20 protein-coding genes and 1 pseudogene are annotated in these 22,680 nt (G+C 50.7%); 15 read left to right on the forward strand and 6 right to left on the reverse strand.

Translation table 11 applies throughout. The features are described from left to right. Positions 1-25: 25 nt before the first annotated feature. The 3 genes and pseudogenes from O9H85_RS11625 (at position 26) to cyoD (ending at position 2,945) form a co-directional block, all read left to right on the forward strand. Positions 26-2,009, forward strand: a pseudogene (locus O9H85_RS11625) (cbb3-type cytochrome c oxidase subunit I). Then, a complete protein-coding gene (cyoC, locus tag O9H85_RS11630; protein WP_269881515.1) occupies positions 2,006-2,617 on the forward strand; it encodes a cytochrome o ubiquinol oxidase subunit III in 612 nt (203 codons plus the stop codon). The pseudogene O9H85_RS11625 and the gene cyoC overlap by 4 nt, the downstream one beginning before the upstream one ends. 1 nt (position 2,618) lies before the next feature. Continuing rightward, positions 2,619-2,945 (forward strand): cytochrome o ubiquinol oxidase subunit IV, encoded by a 327-nt coding sequence (gene cyoD, locus O9H85_RS11635; RefSeq protein WP_269881516.1) that lies wholly within the window; start codon positions 2,619-2,621, stop codon positions 2,943-2,945. Positions 2,946-3,012: 67 nt separating this feature from the next. Here cyoD and pdxR read toward each other — a convergent pair whose 3' ends face one another. Further along, positions 3,013-4,452, reverse strand: coding sequence for a MocR-like pyridoxine biosynthesis transcription factor PdxR (gene pdxR / locus O9H85_RS11640; protein ID WP_269881517.1), 1,440 nt, complete (start codon positions 4,450-4,452; stop codon positions 3,013-3,015). Between the two features lie 336 nt (positions 4,453-4,788). Here pdxR and O9H85_RS11645 point away from each other — a divergent pair, with 336 nt between their 5' ends. The 3 genes from O9H85_RS11645 (at position 4,789) to O9H85_RS11655 (ending at position 8,378) form a co-directional block, all read left to right on the forward strand. Further along, on the forward strand, positions 4,789-6,507 hold the full coding sequence (locus O9H85_RS11645) for an NADPH-dependent assimilatory sulfite reductase hemoprotein subunit (protein ID WP_269881518.1): 1,719 nt from the start codon (positions 4,789-4,791) through the stop codon (positions 6,505-6,507). Between the two features lie 63 nt (positions 6,508-6,570). After that, on the forward strand, positions 6,571-7,404 hold the full coding sequence (locus O9H85_RS11650) for a uroporphyrinogen-III synthase (RefSeq protein ID WP_269881519.1): 834 nt from the start codon (positions 6,571-6,573) through the stop codon (positions 7,402-7,404). Then, complete coding sequence (locus O9H85_RS11655) at positions 7,401-8,378, forward strand: carbon-nitrogen hydrolase family protein (RefSeq protein ID WP_269881520.1); 978 nt, start codon at positions 7,401-7,403, stop codon at positions 8,376-8,378. The genes O9H85_RS11650 and O9H85_RS11655 overlap by 4 nt, the downstream gene beginning before the upstream one ends. Positions 8,379-8,512: 134 nt before the next feature. Here the strand turns inward: O9H85_RS11655 and O9H85_RS11660 are convergent, their stop codons facing one another. After that, positions 8,513-9,268, reverse strand: a complete 756-nt coding sequence (locus O9H85_RS11660; protein WP_269881521.1) for a VCBS repeat-containing protein — start codon at positions 9,266-9,268, stop codon at positions 8,513-8,515. A 922-nt stretch (positions 9,269-10,190) separates the two neighbouring features. Between O9H85_RS11660 and O9H85_RS11665 the strand changes: the two genes are divergently transcribed. The 5 genes from O9H85_RS11665 (at position 10,191) to O9H85_RS11685 (ending at position 15,551) form a co-directional block, all read left to right on the forward strand. Continuing rightward, a complete protein-coding gene (locus O9H85_RS11665; RefSeq protein WP_269881523.1) occupies positions 10,191-11,492 on the forward strand; it encodes a VTT domain-containing protein in 1,302 nt (433 codons plus the stop codon). A gap of 321 nt (positions 11,493-11,813) precedes the next feature. Beyond that, positions 11,814-12,161 carry a YciI family protein gene (locus O9H85_RS11670; protein ID WP_269881524.1) on the forward strand — a complete coding sequence of 116 codons (348 nt, stop codon included), beginning with the start codon at positions 11,814-11,816 and terminating at the stop codon, positions 12,159-12,161. Further along, entirely contained in the window at positions 12,098-13,150 is a 1,053-nt protein-coding gene (locus O9H85_RS11675; protein WP_269881525.1) for an RNA polymerase sigma factor, read from the forward strand. The genes O9H85_RS11670 and O9H85_RS11675 overlap by 64 nt, the downstream gene beginning before the upstream one ends. Then, positions 13,053-13,343 carry a DUF488 domain-containing protein gene (locus O9H85_RS11680; protein ID WP_269881527.1) on the forward strand — a complete coding sequence of 97 codons (291 nt, stop codon included), beginning with the start codon at positions 13,053-13,055 and terminating at the stop codon, positions 13,341-13,343. Before O9H85_RS11675 ends, O9H85_RS11680 begins: the two co-directional genes overlap by 98 nt. A gap of 135 nt (positions 13,344-13,478) precedes the next feature. Beyond that, positions 13,479-15,551 (forward strand): thioredoxin domain-containing protein, encoded by a 2,073-nt coding sequence (locus O9H85_RS11685; protein ID WP_269881528.1) that lies wholly within the window; start codon positions 13,479-13,481, stop codon positions 15,549-15,551. A 63-nt stretch (positions 15,552-15,614) separates the two neighbouring features. Here the strand turns inward: O9H85_RS11685 and O9H85_RS11690 are convergent, their stop codons facing one another. The 3 genes from O9H85_RS11690 to O9H85_RS11700 all read right to left on the reverse strand — a co-directional run bounded on the left by O9H85_RS11690 (position 15,615) and on the right by O9H85_RS11700 (position 18,441). Beyond that, positions 15,615-17,552, reverse strand: a complete 1,938-nt coding sequence (locus O9H85_RS11690) for a glycosyl hydrolase family 18 protein (RefSeq protein WP_269881529.1) — start codon at positions 17,550-17,552, stop codon at positions 15,615-15,617. A 146-nt stretch (positions 17,553-17,698) separates the two neighbouring features. Beyond that, positions 17,699-17,974 (reverse strand): YxcD family protein, encoded by a 276-nt coding sequence (locus O9H85_RS11695; RefSeq protein WP_269881612.1) that lies wholly within the window; start codon positions 17,972-17,974, stop codon positions 17,699-17,701. 23 nt (positions 17,975-17,997) lie between these two features. Next, positions 17,998-18,441: a hypothetical protein gene (locus O9H85_RS11700; RefSeq protein WP_269881531.1), complete on the reverse strand. Its 444-nt coding sequence runs from the start codon at positions 18,439-18,441 to the stop codon at positions 17,998-18,000. 155 nt (positions 18,442-18,596) lie between these two features. Here O9H85_RS11700 and O9H85_RS11705 point away from each other — a divergent pair, with 155 nt between their 5' ends. The 4 genes from O9H85_RS11705 to O9H85_RS11720 all read left to right on the forward strand — a co-directional run bounded on the left by O9H85_RS11705 (position 18,597) and on the right by O9H85_RS11720 (position 22,071). Beyond that, positions 18,597-19,145, forward strand: coding sequence for a DUF309 domain-containing protein (locus O9H85_RS11705; RefSeq protein ID WP_269881532.1), 549 nt, complete (start codon positions 18,597-18,599; stop codon positions 19,143-19,145). After that, entirely contained in the window at positions 19,142-19,882 is a 741-nt protein-coding gene (locus tag O9H85_RS11710) for a response regulator transcription factor (protein WP_269881533.1), read from the forward strand. Before O9H85_RS11705 ends, O9H85_RS11710 begins: the two co-directional genes overlap by 4 nt. After that, positions 19,875-21,347, forward strand: a complete 1,473-nt coding sequence (locus tag O9H85_RS11715) for a sensor histidine kinase (protein ID WP_269881534.1) — start codon at positions 19,875-19,877, stop codon at positions 21,345-21,347. The genes O9H85_RS11710 and O9H85_RS11715 overlap by 8 nt, the downstream gene beginning before the upstream one ends. A gap of 112 nt (positions 21,348-21,459) precedes the next feature. Then, on the forward strand, positions 21,460-22,071 hold the full coding sequence (locus O9H85_RS11720; protein ID WP_269881535.1) for a hypothetical protein: 612 nt from the start codon (positions 21,460-21,462) through the stop codon (positions 22,069-22,071). Between the two features lie 25 nt (positions 22,072-22,096). Here the strand turns inward: O9H85_RS11720 and O9H85_RS11725 are convergent, their stop codons facing one another. Then, positions 22,097-22,663, reverse strand: a complete 567-nt coding sequence (locus tag O9H85_RS11725; protein ID WP_269881536.1) for a beta-class carbonic anhydrase — start codon at positions 22,661-22,663, stop codon at positions 22,097-22,099. Positions 22,664-22,680 lie beyond the last annotated feature (17 nt).

Below are 22,680 nucleotides of genomic sequence, written 5' to 3' on the forward strand. Positions count from 1 at the left end.
AACAGAGGAAAGGAGACATGGAATCTTGCTGGAGAATGTAAAAAGCTTCGCCTCCCATTTTTTCGTAACCGGCGACCCTTTGATTTATGGGGCGGATGTCAGCATCGGACTGACTCTGCTGGCCATATTATTTGTACTGACTTATTTCAAAAAATGGGGGTTGCTGTGGCGCGAATGGCTAACCACGGTCGATCATAAGAAGATCGGCATTCTGTATATTTTTTCGGCTTTTCTGATGCTGTTTCGCGGCGGAGTAGACGCCCTCCTGATGCGAACGCAGTTGGCTGTGCCGGAGTTCCAATTTATGCAGCCCGATCATTACAACGAGATTTTTACAACGCATGGCGTCATTATGATTTTGTTTATGGCCATGCCGTTTATGTTCGGTCTGTTTAACGTGGTGGTACCGCTCAGATCGGGGCCCGGGACGTAGCTTATCCGTTCCTGAATGCGCTCAGCTTCTGGCTGTTCTTCGCCGGCGCCATGTTATTCTACCTGAGCTTTGTTATCGGCGGTTCGCCGGACGCTGGGTGGCTCGCTTATCCGCCTTATTCCGAACTGATGTACAATCCGGGCGTCGGGCAAGACTTCTATATTTGGGGCATTCAGATTTCCGGGATCGGCAGCTTGATGACCGGCATCAACTTTATCGTTACCATTCTGAAAATGCGCGCGCCGGGGATGAAGCTGATGACCATGCCGATGTTCCCATGGTCGGTGCTCTCAAGCTGCATCGCGATCATATTCTCGTTCCCCATCCTGACGGCGACACTGGCGCTGTTGTTTCTGGATCGATACGCCGGCACACATTTTTTTACGCTGGATGGCTGAGGGAACCCTATGATGTACATCAATCTGATCTGATGTGGGGACATCCCGAGGTCTATATTATCGTACTGCCGGCCTTCGGCATATTTTCCGAAGTGGTGGCGACCTTTTCCAAGAAAAAGCTGTTCGGCTATAAATCGATGGTGTACGCCATGATGATCATCAGTATTTTATCGTTTCTTGTGTGGGCACATCATTTCTTTACGATGGGCTCCGGGGCGGACGTCAATGCCTTCTTCGCTTTGACCACGATGCTGATTGCCATCCCGACCGGAGTAAAGATCTTCAACTGGCTGTTCACCATGTTTCGGGGCAAGATTACGTTCGAGACACCGATGCTGTGGACAGTCGGGTTTATTCCGTGTTTTGTGGTAGGAGGCATGACCGGGGTGCTGCTATCGGTTGCACCGGCAGATTTTCAATACCACAACAGCTACTTTCTGATTGCACATTTCCATCAGGTGATCATTGGCGGTGTCGTGTTCGGCTACTTCGCCGGATTGTATTACTGGTGGCCCAAGTTGTTCGGCTTCAAGCTGAACGAGCGCATCGGCAAGTGGGCGTTCTGGTTCTGGAATATCGGTTTTTACGTATGCTTTATGCCGCAATATGTGCTCGGGTTAATGGGCATGACGCGGCGTGTCGTAACGTACGGCTGGGACAAAGGCTGGTGGGAGTTGAATTTGGTGTCTACCATAGGCGCTGGGCTAATGGGAATCGCTTTTCTGTTCCAGGTCTGGCAATTTGCGAATGGCGTCAAGCATTCTCGGAACCATCTCGATATGACGGGAGATCCGTGGAATGGACGCACTTTGGAATGGTCGATTCCTTCTCCGGCGCCGCATTACAACTTTGCGGTAATTCCGCAAGTGTCGGAGCTGGATGAATGGTGGGAGGAAAAGCAGCGCAGGGAACAGGGAGCATCCGTTCCGGCCGCCGCAAAAAAACTGGAGCCCATTCATATGCCCAAAAATTCCGGCATTCCGATTGTGATGGCAGGTTTCTGGTTTGTGGCCGGTTTTGGATTCGTGTTCCATTGGCTATGGCTCACGATACCGGGTTTGGCGGGCGTTGCAGCATGCATGCTCGCCCATTCCTTCAACTATGACACCGATTATTATATTCCGGTCGAAGAAATCACTCGCACGGAAGCCGCCATAAGGGAGGTGACCAACTCATGAATTCAACCAGCCTGACCGAACAACCTATGACAGGGCATCATGATCATCCGGATGTGGAAGAGATGCGCACGTTCGGCTTCTGGATTTACCTCATGACGGATATCATGATCTTCGGCACGTTTTTTGCCGCTTATATCGTTCTGAAAAACAATACCAATGGAGGTCCGGGGCCCGCCGATTTGTTCGAATTGGGCGGAGTGATTGCAAGCACATTTATTCTGCTCGCGAGCAGCTATACATGCGGATTGGCGGTGCTTGTGATGCACAAAGGAAAGCAACGGGCTCTGATCGGGTGGCTTGGCATAACGGCCTTGCTGGGGGCGGTGTTTATCGGATTGGAGGTCAGAGAGTCTGCGCATTTTGTGAATGAAGGCGTAACGATGAGCGCCAGCGCATTTTTATCGGCTTTTTACACACTGGTGGGTACCCATGGTGTGCATGTGACGATTGGATTGGTATGGATGATTGCGTTGATGATGCAGCTGACCAGAAAGGGAATTACCCCTATAACGAAACGTAAGGTCTATGTGATCAGCCTGTTTTGGCACTTTTTGGACGTGGTCTGGATTTTCGTATTCACAGTTGTCTATTTAATGGGGGTGAACTAAGATGGCTCGTGTGGAATCGGTTCATTCACAAGGAGAAGCGCATGGATCCTTTCAATCGTATACGCTTGGTTTCTTATGCTCCATCGTTCTGACAGTCATTCCGGTGGCCATTGTATTAGGGGGCTGGCTGGAGGGCAAAACGAAAGCTGTCGTGCTGATGACTGCCGGCGTATTGCAATTGATCGTACAGCTTTTTTTCTTCATGCATTTGCGAGAAGAGAAGAAGCCTCGCTACAATTTGATTTCCCTGATGCTCGGATTAGTGATCCTGGTGATCATCGTTGCCGGGTCGATGTGGATCATGTTGTACAACATGGTGGCTTCATGAGCTAAGCGGGAGCAAAGGAAAAAGGTTGGCATGGAGGATGCCAACCTTTTCGTTATAACCATTGCGTCTAAGAGACTATCAAAGCCCGCAGCGCTTCCGCAAATCTTGAGATTCCAACAGCTATTTCCTCCGTTTTTGGTCTTGCAAACGTGAACCGTACGAAGCCTGAATCCGAACCATAAACGCTGCCTGGTACAAAAACGACTCCTCTTTTAATGGCTTCTTCCAGCAGTTTTCCATCATGAACCTCATGAAGCAGCTTGCACCATAAATGCAATCCGCCTTGGGGTGTTATGAACTTTACCAGATCCGGAAGCTCCTTCTGCAAGGATTCGATCAGTAAGTCCCGCTTAAATTGCAACTGTATTTGCAAGCGTTCCAAATGAGGATGGAAATATGACGATTTTATAAACTGGGCGGCTACACTTTGAGGAATAACGCTCAGTCCGAAATCCATCTGCTGTCTGGCATCCGCCAGCCTCTCCACAATGGAATGCGGGGCGACCATCCATCCGATGCGCAGACCGGAAGCGGCGATTTTGGAAAAAGAACCGATATAAAGGATGGAGCCGTTCGAATCCATCGATTTCAGCGGCTTGGGAGCAGCCCCCTCGAACGCCGTCAAGCTAAAAGGATCGTCTTCCACAATAGGCAGCCCTAATTTGCTGGCGACATCAAACAGCTGTTTACGCCGTTCTATGCTAAAAACAGTGCCTGTCGGATTTTGAAAATTCGGGTTCATAAACACCATCTTGATGCGATGTTTTTTATATAAGGAGCGAATATCCTCGGGACAAATTCCATGTTGGTCGACGGGAAGCCGGAACAACCGGAGCCCGGCTGATTGAAACATGGGCAAGGAATAGCAGTAGGAAGGATCTTCAATCGCAACAGCGTCTCCCGGAGACAATAAACACTGCGTAATCAAATATAACGATTGCTGAGAACCGGATGTGATCATAACCGATGATTCGGTTGTTTGGATGCCTCGGTATTTGTCGAGATATGAAACTAGCGCTTGCCTGAGCGGAATATATCCTTGCGGGTTGTCGTAACCCAAATGAGAGGTGTAACGATGTTCATTCATCAGTGTTGTGATTTCATCGCTTGGAGCTAAATCCGCCGACAGTTCGCCGCTCGCAAAATCGATCAGGGAAGGATGCTGATTCAGCGCTTCCCGTATCCTTCGCATAAATGGCAAGTTGGGCAAAAAGCTGCCTCCTTCGGCATACCGACTCCAGTTTGGCGTATGTTTGGGCATAGCCCCCCATTTGGTTCTGCTTACACGCGTTCCACTTCCTGTCCGGCTTTCAATGATTCCCATCGACCGAAGCTCTGCAAAAGCCATAATGACGGTGCTTCGATTTACACCCAGCTGCTCCGCCAACTTTCTTTCGGATGGAAGCAAGCTGCCCGGCGGAAATTCACCATATGAAATTCTCCGTTCCAGATGGTCGGAAATTTGTTCGTAAAGAGGTTTTTTGCTTTGTCGATCGGGTTTCCACATGATTTCACCACCCTCGGTTTGTAAATAAAGCATCGCTATGATGTTTATCATATCACTGAATTTCAAACATCAAGGTGCTTGTTTACATCCTAACCATGACAATTGTTTTTCTATTCCTTGAACATGGAGGTTGTGGATAACAATCAAGTGGTTGGTTATACATCGCCCGCCATCTCAATCGTGAGAAATCATCAAGAAATTAAACAACGTTTACACCGGGAGTCATTTCATCCGTTCAAATGGATGGTTTTATTTTATCCTCTTTTGGATGGTTTATTTTGAACTGTTTTCATTTATCATAGTGATTAAGTTGGAATTGGATAAGGAGTGAGTCGATTGGCAGCATCAAATGAGGAAAATATCTCGAAAATCGAAATCATCAAGCGGCAGAGCCGGCAACTAAGGGGCACGATTAAAGAAGCCCTTTCGGATGAACAGAACAAATTTTCGGAAGATAATGTTCAGGTGCTCAAATTCCATGGCGTCTACCAACAGGACGACCGGGATCTGCGGGCACAGCTCACGAAAGAAGGGAAAGATCGGCATTACAGCATGATGATCCGCGCCCGCATTCCTGGAGGGGTGTTATCCCCGGATCAATATTTGACGTTCGACCGCCTGGCGGACGAGTACTCGGATTATAAAAACATACGTATTACCACCCGGCAAACGCTGCAGCTTCACGGGATTCTCAAAGGCGACCTGAAAACAACGATCAAAACACTGAATGAGGCGCTGGTTACGACGCTCGGGGCTTGTGGAGATTCCGGCCGCAATACCATCTGCTGCGCAGAACCAGGTGACGAACCGTTCCGTGCCGAGATGCAGCATGATGTGCTTGCTTTGGCGGATCGGCTTAGCGCAAAGACGAATGCGTACCATGAAATTTGGATTGATGGTGAGGCTGTTCAATTGGCTGATGACAAATCGGAGGAACCGCTGTATGGCGAGGTTTATCTTCCGCGAAAGTTTAAAGTCGCTATCGTGCCGGAGGGTGATAATTGCCTCGATGTGTACGATAACGATCTCGGGCTCGTAGCGCATATTGAAAGCGGTCATATCCGTGGGTATACCGTGCTGGTAGGCGGAGGAATGGGGAGGATGGCGCTTGACCAAGACACATATCCTAGGCTAGCAAGCCCATTATGCTATGTTGCCAGAGATGAAGCGATCGAACTGATCCTGGATACATGCGTAGCTATCGTTACCATCGAACGGGACTATGGCGATCGCTCGAACCGGCGGTTTGCCCGCATGAAATATCTGATTGACAGACGGGGGCTGGAATGGTTTCGGGAAGAAGTCGAGACGAGGCTCGGTCGAAAGCTGGAACCGCCGCGGCCGTTGAAGTGGCATAACGGACATGACCATCTTGGTTGGCATCGGGAACGTGATGGAATCAGTTATTTGGGCATATTTATACCATACGGGCGCATTAAAGATACGGAGACGATGCAGTTGAAATCGGTGCTCCGCGATATCGTACATGATTTCCGGCCCATTGTTCGCTTTACATCACAGCAAAATGTGATCCTTAGCGGAATTGCTAACGAGCTTCGACCGGCGATTGAAGAACGGCTGCGCGCTGCGGGCGTACCGCTGCCAGAGGAGCTGTCGAATGTTCGGCAGAATACTATGGCATGCGTGTCGTTGCCGACTTGCGGCCTTGCTTTAGCCGAGTCGGAGAGGGCATTACCGGAACTTATGCCACAGTTTGAGCAATTGTTCGACGAGTTGGGACTTTCCAATGAAGAGATTACCATTCGGATGACCGGATGCTCGAACGGCTGCGCGCGTCCCTATAACGCCAATATCGCTTTTATCGGGCGGTCGCCCGGGAAGTATGACATGTTTTTGGGAGGCAGTTCGCTGGGGACGGCATTGAACACTCGGTTTCGGGAGACGGTGCCGTTCGATCAACTGGTTCCAACGGTTCGCTCTGTATTGGAATCCTTCGTACAAGAGCGGGAGACGGGTGAGGAATTTGGGATGTATTGGCGTCGCACCGGTTTGGAGAAACATCGTGACTACGGGACCGACCCTAATCCGGCTTAAATCCGAAGTTAGAGCCCCGATTTATTTATTGCCGAACTATGGTTCATAGGAAGGAGTGGCTAAATGGGCAAAGGATTGGAGGGGAAAAGGGTTGTCCTTGCTGGATCTCGCAAGCTGCGGGAACTGAGCGAGATTATTGAGAGACAAGGCGGGACACCTATTGTTCGTTCACAGCAGGGAATGCTGCTGCTGCAAGAGCATGAGATGGAACGTGATCTGCTGCATTTAATCGAGAACGGAACAGACTGGTCTATATTCACAACGGGAACCGGCCTGGAAGCCTTGCTTCAGCAAGCAAAGCGAATAGGCGTTCACGATCGATTGTTGGAGATGGTAAGGAACTCCAATGTTGGAGCGAGAGGATACAAAACGTTAGCTCTGTTGAAACAGCTGGGCATTCAACCGATCGTCATGGATGAAGATGGGACGACGGAGGGACTTATTCGATCGCTTCAAGCTTACGATTTTACAGGGCAAGGCGTTACAATCCAACTTCATGGCGAACCGATGCCATCGTTCGTATCCTTTCTGGAAAGGAAGGGCGCTACAGTTCGGACTATCTTGCCGTATATGCATGTGGCTCCTGATTTTGACGTTTCGTATACGCTGTGCAAGGAAATCACGGAAGCATCCGTCGATGCGGTCTGTTTTACAACAGCGGTACAGGTTCAATATTTTTTCCAATATGCTAAAAGCCATGGCCGTTATCTGGAGATCAACGAAAGTTTCCGTAAACGGGTACTGGCGGTGGCGATCGGCAGGGTAACAGCCGAAGCTTTAAAGGAAGAGGGAGTGAGACGGGTATTGGTGCCTGAACATGAACGAATGGGTGCCATGATCGTCGAACTGGCTCATTATTATAAGAATGCATCGACACAGCGAGGGGTGGCGGAATGAGAAATCATCATGTGAAGGTAGCCGTTGTTCAATCCGCGCCTATCTTGTTCGATAAACAATCCGCCATGGACGAGATTGCAAGCATGACGAAGGATGCGGCTGAACAAGGGGCCAACTTGATCGTTTTTCCTGAAGTGTTTTTGCCGGGTTATCCGCGAGGCTTAAGCTTCGGAACACGCGTCGGAAGCCGCACTGACGACGGGAGAAGAGATTGGGAACGCTATTGGTCAAGCGCCATCGACATACCGGGAGCCGAAACTCAGATTCTATGCGAACTGGCGAAGGAGTTGGGGGTTTATCTGGTTATTGGCGTTGTAGAGCGGGACCAGGAATTTAGTACGGGAACCTTATTTAATTCCATAGTATACATCGGGCCGGAAGGTCTTCTGGGCAAGCATCGTAAGCTGGTTCCTACGGGTTCCGAACGTCTCTTATGGGGACAAGGGGACGGCAGTACGCTGACCGTCATTGATACCCCCTTCGGCAGAATTGGCGGTTTGATTTGTTGGGAAAATTATATGCCGCTCGCCCGAACGGCCATGTATGCGCAAGGCATTGACATTTACCTTGCTCCTACAGCAGATGCTCGCGATACGTGGCAGGCCACGATACGGCATATTGCTTGTGAAGGCCGCTGTTATGTCATTTCTTGCAATCAGTTTGCAACCAAAGCGTCATATCCCGCTGATTTGGCTTATTATGAGGACATCAAGGAGGACGCCGACATTCTAAGCCGGGGAGGAAGCGCCATAGTAGGGCCGCTTGGCGAGTATGTCGTTGAGCCGCTCTATAATCAAGAAGGGATTTTGTTCGCAACGTTGGATCTTACCCAGGTCACACAAAGCCGATTTGATTTTGATGTTGTAGGGCATTACAGCCGTCCGGATATCTTTCAATTGGTCGTTAACGATAAAAAACAAGAGGTTGTACGGTTTACCAAGACACGAGCAAAATCCGGATGGAACGAAGAGTAGGCTGACCGAAATGAGAGAACACAAAGCCGCAGGACCATAGATATTGCGAAATATTCAGACACGGCCTTGAGGTCGTGTTTTTTTATTAACCAGTGCAGGGACTTTAAGTTTATTCACCAAAAAATTGGTTGCTCTTAAAAATGCGTAATTAACTTTGTACCTTTTATGGAAACTGATAGATGTGATGAAATAAACTTGGTACCGTGCCAAGTCAACAGATTCACCACATATCCTAATGTATCCGAATTAGATGTTCCGATGATCCGTTGTAAAGCAAGTAAATCATAATTCATGCCGCGTTCATTTATAACGATTGGAAATAATGATCCTAAAGCAAGAACCTCGCCCTTTATTGGATTTTTAAGTTTTCCATTTTCGTTGTAGTATTGGGATAAATAATCATAACCTTTGTAGCTAATGTCCAGGGTGAAAAGCATGTCAAGTGTTGGACTTCCCACGTCCACCTTATACATGTCTTTATAATCTACATGAAACTTATAGTCTTGATTATATTTTTCGAAATTAAACAATTCGCGGAGATTATTATTCTTAAATGAGTAAATATAGAAGATACCATATCCTCCACTTCCTCCTGTATTGATACTAACTAAAATGTCAAGTGTGTTATCCTTGTCAAAATCTCCAAGGAACAGCCTAGCGTTATATCCAGCATTGTTCTGAAGTTGAACAGTTGTATTTCGGTTAGATTTACCGTCTTGGATGACAATTGTAATATGATCTGCAAATATTCCTGGAGAACCTTCTGTATTTCCAATTAGATACACGTTATCCAGCATTCCGTCACCATTTACATCGCCTTGCTTCTTGTCCAACAAAACCAGTTTTCTCGACAAAGCGCCCCATTGGAACGGGTGATATAAATATCCCATAGCGATATTCTCCCTTGGTTTCTTTTCAAAATCGCTTTCGATCCTTTTCATCCTATGCAAATGCCCAGCCGATGGTTCGTTTGCATAAGCGATGAGTCATGTTGTTCACGGTACCTCAATTACCGCCATTGTAGTTCTTAATAAGAGAAACAAGAGCCTAGGCAGCCTAGGCTCTTGTTTTTAGAGGCATACACGACATTTACAATTCGAACATAAATATTTTTGGGTCGAATAAGTTCGGTTGAGTTGCTCTTATGCCAACAATACGATGACAAGCAATTCGAATAGGACTAAAGTAAGGATGTCACTAGGTCCAAAAAAAGCACGATGTCCTGGAGGATGTGAAACTCTTAAATACACATGACCGCTGTCGCAATTTACAATTACACCTTGGTAAACATGGCCATCCATGGTTTGAACACGAACTAATCGATTTACGTGAGTGTTGCAAATGTGATGAATACGATCTCGAATTGATCTTAAAGTGCGTACTGCGTTTGGGTCAGCATGATACAGAACTTGTTGATGGGTTGTTGGATATTGAATACTCATTATATGCCCTCCGCATAGCTTCATAATAAATTCTTTTCATCCTATGCGCATACCTAGTCTGAGGTTCGTGTATACCATTTCTGGAAGAAGGCGCGCTTTGTTGTATCGACTGCTGTCGCTTTCCATGCAATGAAGGCAAGTGATTTGAAGGTAGGTCAATCTGTGATTGTCTTCGGTGCAGATTTTTTGACTAATCTATGAAAACAGACAATAATAAGAAATAGGTAATTTGCAGGAATAACCATTTAACGCTACTGTCGCTTGCGTACCCTTTGAGCAAACTTGCTCAGAGTCTTTATTATGGTTATAAATGGCAGAATAGGGGCAATATACATATCGACGCTAAAAATGGGATTCGGAGGCCGGGGTTATGCTTGATTGGCTCATGCACTGGATAGATCAGCACGGATATATCGTATTATTTCTTGCACCCATGCTGGAATTGCTTTTTCTGCCCGTTTCTGCAGAAGTTGTTATGGGTTATGGCGGTGTTCTTGTTTTTCAAGGGAAATTAAATTGGCTGATAAGTATTTTGGCGGCGGGAACCGGCAGTTCGATCGGTATGACCCTTGCTTATTGGATCGGTTATAAATTGGGGAGACCCTTTTTTGAAAGGTACGGCTCCCGCATCCATATGGGACCTGAACGAATAGATAAGGCTGCTCAGTGGTTTCAGAGATACGGAAACAAGGTCATTACCATTAACTATTTTATTACGGGAGTCCGGCATATCACAGGATATTTTTCAGGCATTACTCGGATTCCCTTTCGAACGTTTATGCTCTATGCATACATCGGGGCTTATCTGTGGGCCGCTATGTTTGTTTCTTTAGGCAAGCTCTTCGGGCCGAAATGGGACCAATATCAAGTCTTAATAAAAAAATACGTGTTGATTATAACCATTATTATCGCAGTAATATTTGTTTTGTCTTTCCTTTATAAAAAGTATAAGCTTCAAATCATTGAATTCTTCACAAGTACATTCAAAAAAGGAGAAGAGATCTTTCATTCCCTGCGCCGTGTGAAAATATTGGTTGTCGTCACATTCGCGGTTTTTTTATCGCTATTCGTTTTGATGATCGGTTTAATTCAAGACTTTTTAGCCAAAGAATTTGACGATTTCGATATGGTGACTTCATTTATTATCCACGCGATGTTTGATGAGAGCTGGTCATCTTTGATGAATGGCTTCGCATTCTTAGCTTCTTTTGAGGTTTTGGTGCCCATCGTCATATTGACCCTGTTGTGGATTATATTTAAAGGAAAAGATCGAATGCTGGAAACCATTTTTCTGCTGATTGTCGTCATCGGGGGAGAAATGTGGGATGAAGGTTTACGGCGTTTGTTTCACCGAGTAGGACATGTAGCTTCAAGCGGTCATGTGCCCTATACGTTTCCAAGCGAACAAACTTTTATAACACTCATTGTGCTCGGTTTTAGCGCTTTTTTATGGGTACGGCACGTTAGAAGCATTTGGGTTCGATATGCGGTTTCTTTGATGGTGATTGTTGTGTGTATACTTGTAGGTTTAAGTCGTATATTTTTTGAGGTGCAGTATCCAAGTGAAGTTGCTGCAGGATACGTATTCGGCGGCGTTTGGCTCAGCTTAAATGTGATTTTGTTAGAGATTTTCCGATTATTTAAAAACAACAAGACGAACTTTTCAACTTAATCGAAAGTCTTTTTTTATCGAAGCACTGCGGGGGAAAGATTATGCGTGGATCAAAACATTTCTCAAGAAGCTAAGAGGCTTGGGGCTCAAGCAGTTAGTGAGCTCTGTCTTTTCTTAATTAAAAAAGTCGTTCGGCGGAAGGAGGTTTTCGAGTGTTCATCGAAACCTTTGTTATTGCCGTACTCTTTAAATAAATTTGCTTTAAGAAGTATGTTCATATCGGCAAAAATTATTTTAGGTATTTGTAGAAATCAGATCATCTCATCCCGTCACTTTATTGTGAGTGATATCACGATATCATAATGTGAGAGGAGTACTAACATGCATTACACACTTCTGTTTTATGAAAACCCCGAGGATTTTGCTGCCCGTAAAGATCCGTCCCGGCAACAGGATTACTTGTCTAGCTGGTCTCACTATGTTCATGCTCTGCGAAAATCGGGCATCGTGGTAAGCGGCTCCGGTTTATATCCGCCGGAGACGGCAACCACGCTGCGCCGCCATGATGGCGAGATGCTGGTGCAGGATGGACCTATTTCCGAGACAAAAGAGCAGGTTGGCGGTTTCTTCATCATCGATGTACCCGATCAGGACAAAGCTCTGGAATGGGCAGCACGCGCGCCCGTCGACGCGGTAGAAGTGAGGCAAAATATCCCTTCGATCAAGTAAATGCCATGAATGCTTATGACGTTGTCGAACAAACTGCACGCGATGCCTATGGCCGGCTGGTCTCGTTCTTAGCCATAAACTGGCGGGACATAGACGCTGCGCAAGATGCGATCTCGGACGCCTTTCTTGTCGCATTGGAAACGTGGCCGCGCGTTGGCGTTCCGGATAAACCGGAAGCTTGGTTGCTTACTGCGGCGCGGCGGAAGTTAATTGATCAAGCTCGCCGTAACCGCATCTACAATCGAATTGCACCGACTTTGCTCCTGATGTCGGAAGAAGCCGAACAATCGACTTCTTCCGACACAGTTTTTCCAGACGAACGACTCAAGATGCTGTTTCTTTGCGCTCATCCCGGCATCGACCCAAAGGTACGCACACCCCTCATGCTCCAGACTGTGCTTGGCATCGATGCCGCCCGCATCGCGTCCGTTTTCACGGTAAAGCCCTCCACGATGGGGCAGCGTCTTACCCGTGCAAAAACAAAAATTCGCTCTGAAAGCATGCTGTTCAACATGCCTGATGCGGAAGAACTTCCACAGCGATTGGATTCCGTACTCGAAGCTATCTTTGCCGCATATGGTACCGGTTGGGACGAAGTGACCGAGACGAATACGCACCGAAAAGGGTTGACCGAAGAAGCGATCTATTTAGGCAGGTTACTTTCACAATTTATGCCTCATGAGCCTGAAGTGCAGGGATTGCTGGCACTGATGCTGCATTTAGAGGCACGCCGCGATGCCCGCTTGGATGAATCGGGAAACTATGTCCCCCTGTCTGAGCACAATCCTGCAAGTTGGTCGAAGACGTTGATTCAAGAGGCTGAGAGTTGTCTGAACAAAGCCTCGCAAGCACGGAATGCGGATCCTTATGGACCGTATTTGGCCCAGAGGGGTGACGAAGGAAGAGGCTCAATTAAACGAATGGATGAAGGAAATTGCACCAAGCCATCAATTGCGCAAATTCTTTGGACATATTCCAGAAAAATTTGAAACTTTTAAAGCTTTGTATACCGCTGAGTTAGATGCGGATTCAGTTCAGCCCTATCTGGAGAAACTCAGAATTTGGGCAGAGCGGGGTACAATCACACTATTATATGCTGCCAAAGATACACAGTATAATCATGCCATTATACTAAAGCAATATCTGGATCAACGAAATGCCAAGAAATCTCCGAACAAATAGACTTCACCTTTTCTTGGCATCCATTCTGAGACCTCGACCCACATGTTCAGACAGGTTTTTTTCTTTTTGCTGTAGGTTATGCTAAGCTTTGACTGTCACCCAAAAAAATCCAGCAACATAAGGAGGTGATGCCCCATGACAACGAACAGCAAACCCAATAGATTAGCCAAGGAAAAATCGCCGTATTTACTGCAGCATGCTTACAATCCGGTTGACTGGTTCCCTTGGTCGGAAGAGGCTTTTGAGATTGCCAGGCGCGAAAACAAGCCTATCTTCCTATCTATTGGCTATTCCACTTGCCATTGGTGTCACGTGATGGAACGCGAATCGTTCGAGGACGAGGAAGTCGCGGCGCTGCTTAACGCCGACTTTATCTCGATCAAAGTAGATAGGGAAGAGCGGCCGGACATCGATAATCTGTACATGTCGGTCTGCCAAGCCCTTACAGGGCAGGGCGGCTGGCCATTGACGATCGTAATGACGCCGGAGAAGAAGCCTTTCTTCGCGGGGGCCTATTTCCCGAAGGAGCGGAAATACGGTCGTTATGGCCTGATGCAGCTTCTGCCGCAGCTTGCTAACAAATGGAAGGAAGATCCTGCGAAGGTCGCTCAGATCGGCGAGCAGATTGTGGATGAGACGCAAAAGCGGATGATCGCGAACCTGGAAGGGGAGCTGTCGGAAGCGATGCTGGATCGAGCCTATGACTTGTACGAGCAGACGTTCGACCCGCAGTATGGGGGCTTCGGAGATGCGCCGAAATTCCCGACGTCGCACAACCTCTCGCTGCTGCTGCGTTATTGGAAGCGGACCGGCAATCCGAAGGCGCTGAGCATGGTGGAGAAGACGCTCGATGCGATGTGGCGCGGCGGGATGTACGATCATATCGGCTTCGGCTTCGCGAGGTATTCGACGGATGCAGAGTGGCTGGTGCCGCATTTTGAGAAAATGCTATACGACAATGCGCTCCTGACGATGACCTATGTCGAGGCCTTCCAGGCTACCGGGAACCGGCACTATGCGAATATTGCCGAGCAGATCATCGCTTATGTACTGCGCGATATGACGGATCCGGAGGGCGGGTTCTATTCCGCCGAGGATGCGGATTCCGAAGGCGTGGAAGGCAAGTTCTACGTATGGACGCCGGAGGAAATCCAAGCGGTGCTGGGCAAGGAAGAGGCGGAACTGTTCTGCGAGGTGTACGATATTACGCCGGACGGAAACTTTGAAGGGCACAGCATTCCCAACCGGATCGAGCGGCATCCAGTTACGCCTGAGGAGGAATCCAGACTCGAAGCTTCGAGGATCAAGCTGTTCGAGCACCGCGAGAAGCGTATTCATCCGCACAAGGACGATAAGATTCTCACGTCCTGGAACGGGCTGATGATTATGGCTCTGGCCAAGGCCGCCGCGGCGCTGCAAAAACCGGCATATGCCGAAGCGGCGGCACGGGCCGCCGACTTCGTGCTGACGAAGCTGCGCCGGGAGGATGGAAGGCTGCTGGCCCGCTACCGGGACGGGGAGGCCGCCTACCTCGGCTATGCCGACGACTATGCCTTCATGGCCTGGGGGCTGATCGAGCTGTTCGAGGCGACCTTCGAGCTCAAGTGGCTTCGCCATGCCTTAGAGCTTAACGAAGAGATGCTGCGCTTGTTCTGGGATGAAGAAAACGGTGGGCTGTTCTTCTACGGCCAGGACGGGGAGCAGCTGTTCACGCGCCCCAAGGAAATTTATGACGGCGCGATGCCGTCCGGCAATTCCGCCGCGGCGCTTACGCTGCAGAAGCTGGCGCGCTATACGTTCAATGCGGCGCTCTCGCAGAAAGCCGACGAGCAGCTGAGGGCGTTCGCCGGCTCGGTAGAGCGGTATCCGTCCGGTCACGCGCTGTTCCTCATCGCGCTCGACCTGGCGGTGACGGCCCCGGCGGAGATCGTCATTGCAGGCGATCCGAAGCGTGAGGATACGCTGGCTATGGTGCGCGAGGTGCAGACGACCTTCCTCCCGCATGCGCTCACGATCGTGTACCCGGCGGGAACAGAAGCCGCAGACGAGCTCACCAAGCTCGTACCATGGGTCGGCGATAAGCTGCCACTCGGCGGCAGGGCGACGGCTTATGTCTGCGAAAACTATGCCTGCCAGTCACCGGTTGGCTACCTCGAGGAGCTGCGGGAGCTGCTCGGGGCGGAAGCGGCCGAGGAACCGGCAGATTGAACAGGCAGTAAAACGATAAAGGCTGAGCGGAACGTGGCTAACGTTCCCTCAGCCTTTATCGTTTTATTTGTCTTGTATCATCATGCTCCACAGATCGGATGAATCGTAGCCTAACCGCCATGCCGCTACGCCGGCTAGCTCATACTTCTTGGCAATTTCGAGCCGGGCTTTGATCGTTTCCTCATTCTCCAGCCAGAAGACGTTCGTAAAGCCGCCATCGGAATATTCCACCTTGTACTGGTTAAAGCGGGAGTCGTACGTCAGCTTCGGATTCTTGGAAGCGATCAGTGCAGGCAAATCCTTCAGCAGCAGCGCCCGGTTACTGTTCAGCGTGCCGTCTGGGGCGATTTTCCACTCCCGGACGTAGAACGGCATGCCCATGATCAGCTTGTCTCTCGGAATGCCGTAGGAGAGGAACTCCTGCACGCCTTGCTCGACCCATTGCAGGCCGGCGACCGAGCCGGGCTCCGTGCTGCCGGTCCAGTACTGGTCGTAAGCCATCGTAATGATGTAGTCGACCATTTGCCCCAGCTTCTCGTGATCGAACGCGCCGGCGGCATTCCATTTGACGCTTCCCCGCGGGAGGTCGACGGAGACGGTAAGTCCCTTCTGATGTGCGGCCGTTGTCAACTGCTGCATAAAATTCGTGAAGTTCGCCCGGTCCTTGCCCGCTACGCTTTCAAAATCAACGTTGATGCCGTCAACGCCGAGGCTTGCGGCTTTGTCCGTGAGCGCCCCGACGAATTTGGTCACCGCATCGCTGGCGGAGAGAAATTGCGTGGTCAGCGCCTGATCGAATTGATTGCTGACGAGCGGGTAGACGGTGAGTCCCTGTTTCTTCAGCCAAGCGACCGTATCCTTGTTCGAGCTGTCGGTCAATCCGCCGGCTGCGTCCGCCAGTTGGAAGTAGGTAGGCGAGACGACGTCCAGGCCTTTGGTGTTATTCACATGGGCGCGGATCGTGCTGTCGGCGGAGCTTCCGTTCCAGCCCCAGAACTTCAGGTTGCGCAGATTGTCCCAAATTTTCTCGTCGCCGTCGTAGAGCCGGACAGAAGCGTTGGTATAGCCCATCGCGTAATTCAGCGCCCCTCCGATGGTGGAAAAATCGCTTATCCAGCTGTCTTTTTGAAATACGCGGTAATAAGGATAATTATTCCAGATGGCCGGACTGCTTCCACCGCTTGTCCGCGGGGCGCTATCATCCGTAATTCGGGTATGATCGAATTGCTGCGCGTATTGAATCGCGGCATCCACTCCAATGAAGGAGCTTAACAGATTATCGTACTGATATACATGATACGTTCGTTCATTGGAGAAGACCGTGCCACCCGTAGCCGTATTGACGATCTTGGATCCTCCCCAGCGGAGCGATTCCTTCACGGCGTCCTCCAGATAGGCGAATCGCCACTCGGGAGGGGCGTACGAGTCTTGCGTTACCTGATAAATCGGTGTCCCTACCGTGCGCAGCGTGTTTTTCTGCGACTCCGTAATGTTGTCCCACGTCCAACTGTTGTCGCTCAAATCGATGATATGCGAATTGGACCATTTCTTGCCCTCGGCTATGGCTTGATTCAGTGTAGGGAAATCCCAGGAATCGAGTGTAATCTCTCCTTGATACAGCCGGTATTTCGGGTAGTTGTTCCACACCCAGCCGCCGGATTGCAGATCGCGGACACTGGCGTGTCCCCAGTGCGAGGCTTCCTGCACAGCCTGATCGAGCGTCGCAAATTCCCAGCCGGAGGAGGTATAGCTGTTCTGATAGACTTTATATCTCGGATAATTGTTCCACAGCCATTTGCGCGTGCCGATTTCCTCTACGTGACTGTCGGCGAAGCCCCGGGCATAGGCCTCGGCGGTTTTGTAATCTGAGGTTTCCGTCAGAAGCTTATCGTTCTGGTAAACCCGGTACTTTGACGTTTTATCCGCAGCTAAGGCGGAACCTGCAGAGGAAAGGAAGAGGGTTAACACGGACAAAAGGAGTGCGGTCTTGCGTTTCAACATATATCAGCCTCTCTCTGGTTGATCTACTCTATTAAACGCAGACTTATGCCCGGAAGTTGCGTAGGAAAATAGTAGAACGGCCGAAACATGCCGCAACGCAAATAAAATCCCTCCGGGAGGGAGGGATTTCGGCAATCGATGTCGTATTACGCGATATCGGCAACAATTTCGTCTTCGAGGATCAGACGGATCTGATCACGGAAGACGCGCAGGTTATGCTCTTTCAGCAGGTAACGCTCGATGGCTTCGAGGATGTTCGCGGCGACGATCACCTGGTTGCGGCCTTCGGCGAACACCTCCGCCGAGAAGCCGTAATCCTCGTCCCACATCAGCTCGACCTCGACCTGGGAAGGGTGAAGCTGCTTGCGTTCCGCCATATGCAGGCAGATCGCGTTGATGATATCCTGCTCGTTTAATCTCATCATCATGGCAAGGTTCCTCCGGATTAGTACTGTCTAGGGGTAGAATCCGGTTTGAACTTCTTCCGGTCGCGGAAGTAGACGAAGATTTTGCGGATGACGGCGAACAAGATCACTAGGGCGAAGACGTTGACGAGCATGCCGAGCAGGTGGCCCATGAAGCCCATGCCGCCGAACAAGCCGCCGAAGAGCAGACCTGCCAGGCCGCCGATCATCAGCCCCTTCATCAAGCCGCCGCCGCTGAAAAATCCGCGCTGCTGCGTAGGTGCCGGGTTCGTGGACGAAGCCGGCGATTTGGCCGCCGCAGGTTCCGTTTTATTCATACCGCCGTTCGGCGTTTGCGTGGTCGTGCTGGGGCTGTAGCTCTTTTTCGACGATTTGTAGGATCCCTTCGCATCGGCGACACCGCCGGCCGTGAAGGAGAGGGCGATTGTGCAGGCCATCAGAATGAGCGAAAGTTTTTTCCACATAATTGGTTCATCCTCCAGATTTTTGTTTTGTTGTACACTGCTTACATACGTATAATGTAAACAACGGTTTCAGTTTTCATACGAACTTGTTACAATAGGCTTAAGAGCTTTGTAGAAACGCCTGTTGCTGCGTGGATTTACGGAGGGAAATCGAGATGAAGCCATCCTATGCGGATGCGTATATCGAATTTTTAATTTATTTTCATACGGTTAGAGATTACTTTGAATGCCATGAAGTTATGGAGGAATTCTGGAAGTCCCGGCCTCAGGATCCGATGCGTGATACATATGAAGGCTTAATTCAGCTGGCGGTCTCGCTGTATCACCACCGCCGGGGGAACCGGGCCGGTGCGGTGAAGATGCTGAGCAGCTCGATGGAGATGATGCAGGACGAGCATTTGGAGGCGCTTGGCATTGACGCCACGGCGCTGCGGGAGCAGCTTGTGGGAAGGCTGCAGCTGCTGCGCTTGGCCGGGCTGCCTTATACGGATCTGGAGCTTCCGTTCAGAGACGCGGAGCTGCTCGCGATGTGCCGCAAGGCGGCCGAGGCGGCCGGAAGGGGCGGCTGGGGCGAGCCCAGCGATATGAGCGACCGCTTTTTGCTCAATAAGCACACGCTCCGCGACCGGACCGCCGTAAGGCAGGAACGAGAGCTGCAGCGCGAACGAAAACGCGACCTGCGGGCGAAGAGGGAGGAAGCATGAGCACAGCAGCAATTCCCCGGGTATTAATCGTTGACGACGAACCGCACATTGCGGAAGTCATCCGCCTTTATCTCGAGCACGCCGGTTTCCAGCCGCTGCATGTGGATCGGGGCGATGAAGTGCTCGATGCCGTGAAGCGGCTTGAGCCGAACCTGATTTTGCTGGACGTGATGCTGCCCGACATGTCGGGCTTCGAGTTGTGCGGTGAAATCAAGAAGCAGCCGGATCCGTACGGTTCGGTGCCGATCATCTTCTTGACGGCGAAGGGAGAGTCCATCGACAAGCTGCGGGGCTTCAATCTGGGGGTGGACGATTACGTGGTCAAGCCGTTCGATCCGAACGAGCTTGTCGCGCGCGTGAAGGCGGTATTGCGGCGCACGATGCAGGCGGTCGCGGCTCAACCCGCCGCAAAGCCTGCGGAGGAGAAGCAGAAGCATGTGCGCATTCACAACTTGACCATCGATCTGGAGCAGTACAAAGTCACGGTAAACGGGTTTCGAATCGACTTGACTCCGAAGGAGATCGAGCTGCTTCATTTCCTTGCGGCCAGCCCCGGCCGGGTATTCACCCGCGAGGATCTGCTCGGGTACGTCTGGCATTTCGATTTCAGCGGAGGTACGCGCACGGTGGATGCGCATGTCAAAAATTTGCGCAAAAAGCTCGGAATTCATGACGACTGGACGATTCAAACGTTGTGGGGGATCGGGTATTCTTTTGAGGTGCGGCAGCATGATTAAGCGGTGGCTGCGCAGCTTATATATTCAAATTTTTCTTTCCTTCTTGGCAACCTGCGTCTTGTTCTTCGTCGGCCTTGCCGTATTCTGGAATTACTATTTTACGGATTATTTCTACAAAGGAAAGAAGGAGCTGCTGAGCTCGCGTTCGCAGGAGGTCGTCAAGCTGTTGCCTTCATACCAGGATGGAACGATCTCCACGCGGGAGCTGCGTTTCGGCATTCGGATTATAGCCCGAAGCATTAACGGCATGGTATGGCTCGCTGACGCCAAAGGCACGATTATGAACGGCTCCTCCGCCGGTGAAGGCCAGAAAATTCCGAAATCGATGGACCCGATGTTCATTGAAGGCTTAAAAGGCGTCAGCGGCTTTTCCGCAACCCAAAATCCGTTCGAAGCGCTCGGCAGGGAGGGGTTTCTAACGTATTACACCCCGGGCCAAATGAATGGCCAGCCGATCGTTATTTTGCTCAGCGTCCCCGCGATCGAGATCAGCGAGACGATTACCGCCGTCCGGTGGAACATTATCGTGCCGCTGCTGTTTTGCATGATCGCCGTCGGCATCATTCTGTACATTCTATCAAGGAAGCTGGCGGGGCCGCTGCAGCAGATGAACCGGGCGGCGCTCGAGGTGGCCGGCGGAGATTTCACTACCCGGGTGCCGGTTGATAGCAACGATGAAGTGGGGGAGCTGGCGCGAAGCTTCAACTTCATGGTCGATCAGCTGGAGGAGTGGGAAGGGACGAGGCAGGAGTTCCTCGCCAATGTATCCCACGAGCTCCGCTCCCCGTTAACGACGCTGCGCGGCTTGATCACCGGGATGCTGGACGGCGTCATTCCTTCGGCCAAATATGCGCACTACCTCCGGATCTGCAACGAGGAGGTACAACGTCTGCAGCGGCTGGTGAACGATCTGCTCGATCTGGCTCGGATTCAGAACGGCGTCGACGTATTCCGGCTTCGGCCAATGCCGCTGAACGATAAGCTCATCGAGGTGCTCGAAATTATACGCAAACCGGCGGCAGACAAGCGGGTCAAGCTGATCGCCGTTCTTGCCGACCGGGAAGGGGAGCCGATCGCCGCCGAGCTCGATCCGGATCGATTCGCCCAGATCGTGCAGAACCTGCTGTACAACGCGATCCGGTTTACGCCCGCCGGGGGGCAGGTGACGGTGGAGATACGAGCCGAAGGCGACGAAGCGGTGCTCTATGTCCGCGATACCGGAATCGGAATGAACGAGACGGAGCTGAGCCGTATCTGGGACCGGTTCTACAAGGCGCAAGCGTCCCGAACGACTTCGGCCGAGTCCGATGGAACGGGACTTGGTCTTACGATTGTCAAGCATCTGGTCGGGGCGATGAAAGGAACGATCAGCGTTTCGAGCGAGGTGAATAAGGGGACGGTATTCCGGGTCGCCTTCCCGCTGCTTCCGCATGCGAAGCCGGAGCAGGAATGGAGCGAGGAGTAACGCAGCCTTTTCACACTTTTTTTACAAAGCGCTCACATTTTAATCAAACCTGTACGTTACCCTGATTTTGCATGTGAAGAACGGCGAAAGTTTCGGGCGGGAGGTGGGCGGTATGTTCGGCATAAGCAAGCGGACGATAACAGGAGCAGCGCTTCTGCTGGCCATATTCGGCCTGAGTGCGTGCAATTCCATCGAGGGACGTCAAATGGAAGCGCCCCCGAAAAGCACTCCTTCGGCGCCCCCCGCTCCAAGCGACGATGAGCTCCTTAGCCGGAACGAGCGTCAGCTCGTCCTGTTGTTCAAGGCGCTGCTGCAGATGGAGAAGAAGGAGGAGCTGAAACTGACCCGAAGCCAAGCGGAGAGCTTGCTGCCGCTGATCCGCAAGAACAGCACCGAAGGCGAGCTTACCGCAACGGACATGAACCTGATTCTTGTAAAATTGAGCGGCCCCCAAATCCAATATTTTGCGGAATTTCAGAAGATCAAGCCGAAACGCGTGCCTGACGGCTTGGATGGCAAAGGGATGGCGGGGCTTACGAAGGAAGAAAGGGAGAAGCGGATAGAGGAGTTCGAGAGTCAGCGGCGGCATGAGCCGGACAAAGACCCTCAAAACACCGATTTCCCCCCGTTCGAACCGGCCCGAGGAGGGCCCATTCCTCCGGGGGTGGGGATGAATGTGGAGAAGCAGCTGATCGAGCTCTTGGAATCGAAGCTAAACCCTTAAGCTCAGCTTTGCCGCCAACAAACCCCTATACGGTTTCATATCCGTCAATTATGACGTCCAAGCGGCCCGTCTCCGGATGAATGACCAATCCGTGTACGGGTAAATTGCTTGGAAGCAGCGGATGCTTTTTAATGACATGCACGCTGTTCTTCACGCTGTCCCGGACATCATCGAAGCCGGTTAGGAAACGTCCGAGATCAATGCCGGCATGCTCCAGCGTATCGATCATATCGTTCGTTACGCCTCGGCTGCGGGCCTTGTCGAGCACGTTGCCCGCATTGAGGCCGGTCATCCCGCATTCATAGTGGCCGACGACGAACACTTCTTCAGCACCCAGCTCGTATACCGCCACGATAATACTCCGCATGATACTTCCGAAGGGGTGGGAGACGAGCGCTCCCGCGTTTTTGATCACCTTGGCGTCGCCGTTGCGAAGGTTCATCGCTCGGGGCAGCAGCTCGGTTAACCGCGCGTCCATGCAGGTGATGACGACCATCCGCTTGTCCGGAAATTTGGTCGTAATAAATTCTTCATATGACTTCGAGTCGACGAATTCCTGGTTGTGCTGGATCAGATCATATAATAGGGACATAAGTAGGTTCTCTCCTT

Origin of the sequence: Paenibacillus gyeongsangnamensis, from assembly GCF_027533625.1 — a bacterium.
GTDB classification, from domain to species: domain Bacteria; phylum Bacillota; class Bacilli; order Paenibacillales; family NBRC-103111; genus Paenibacillus_G; species Paenibacillus_G gyeongsangnamensis.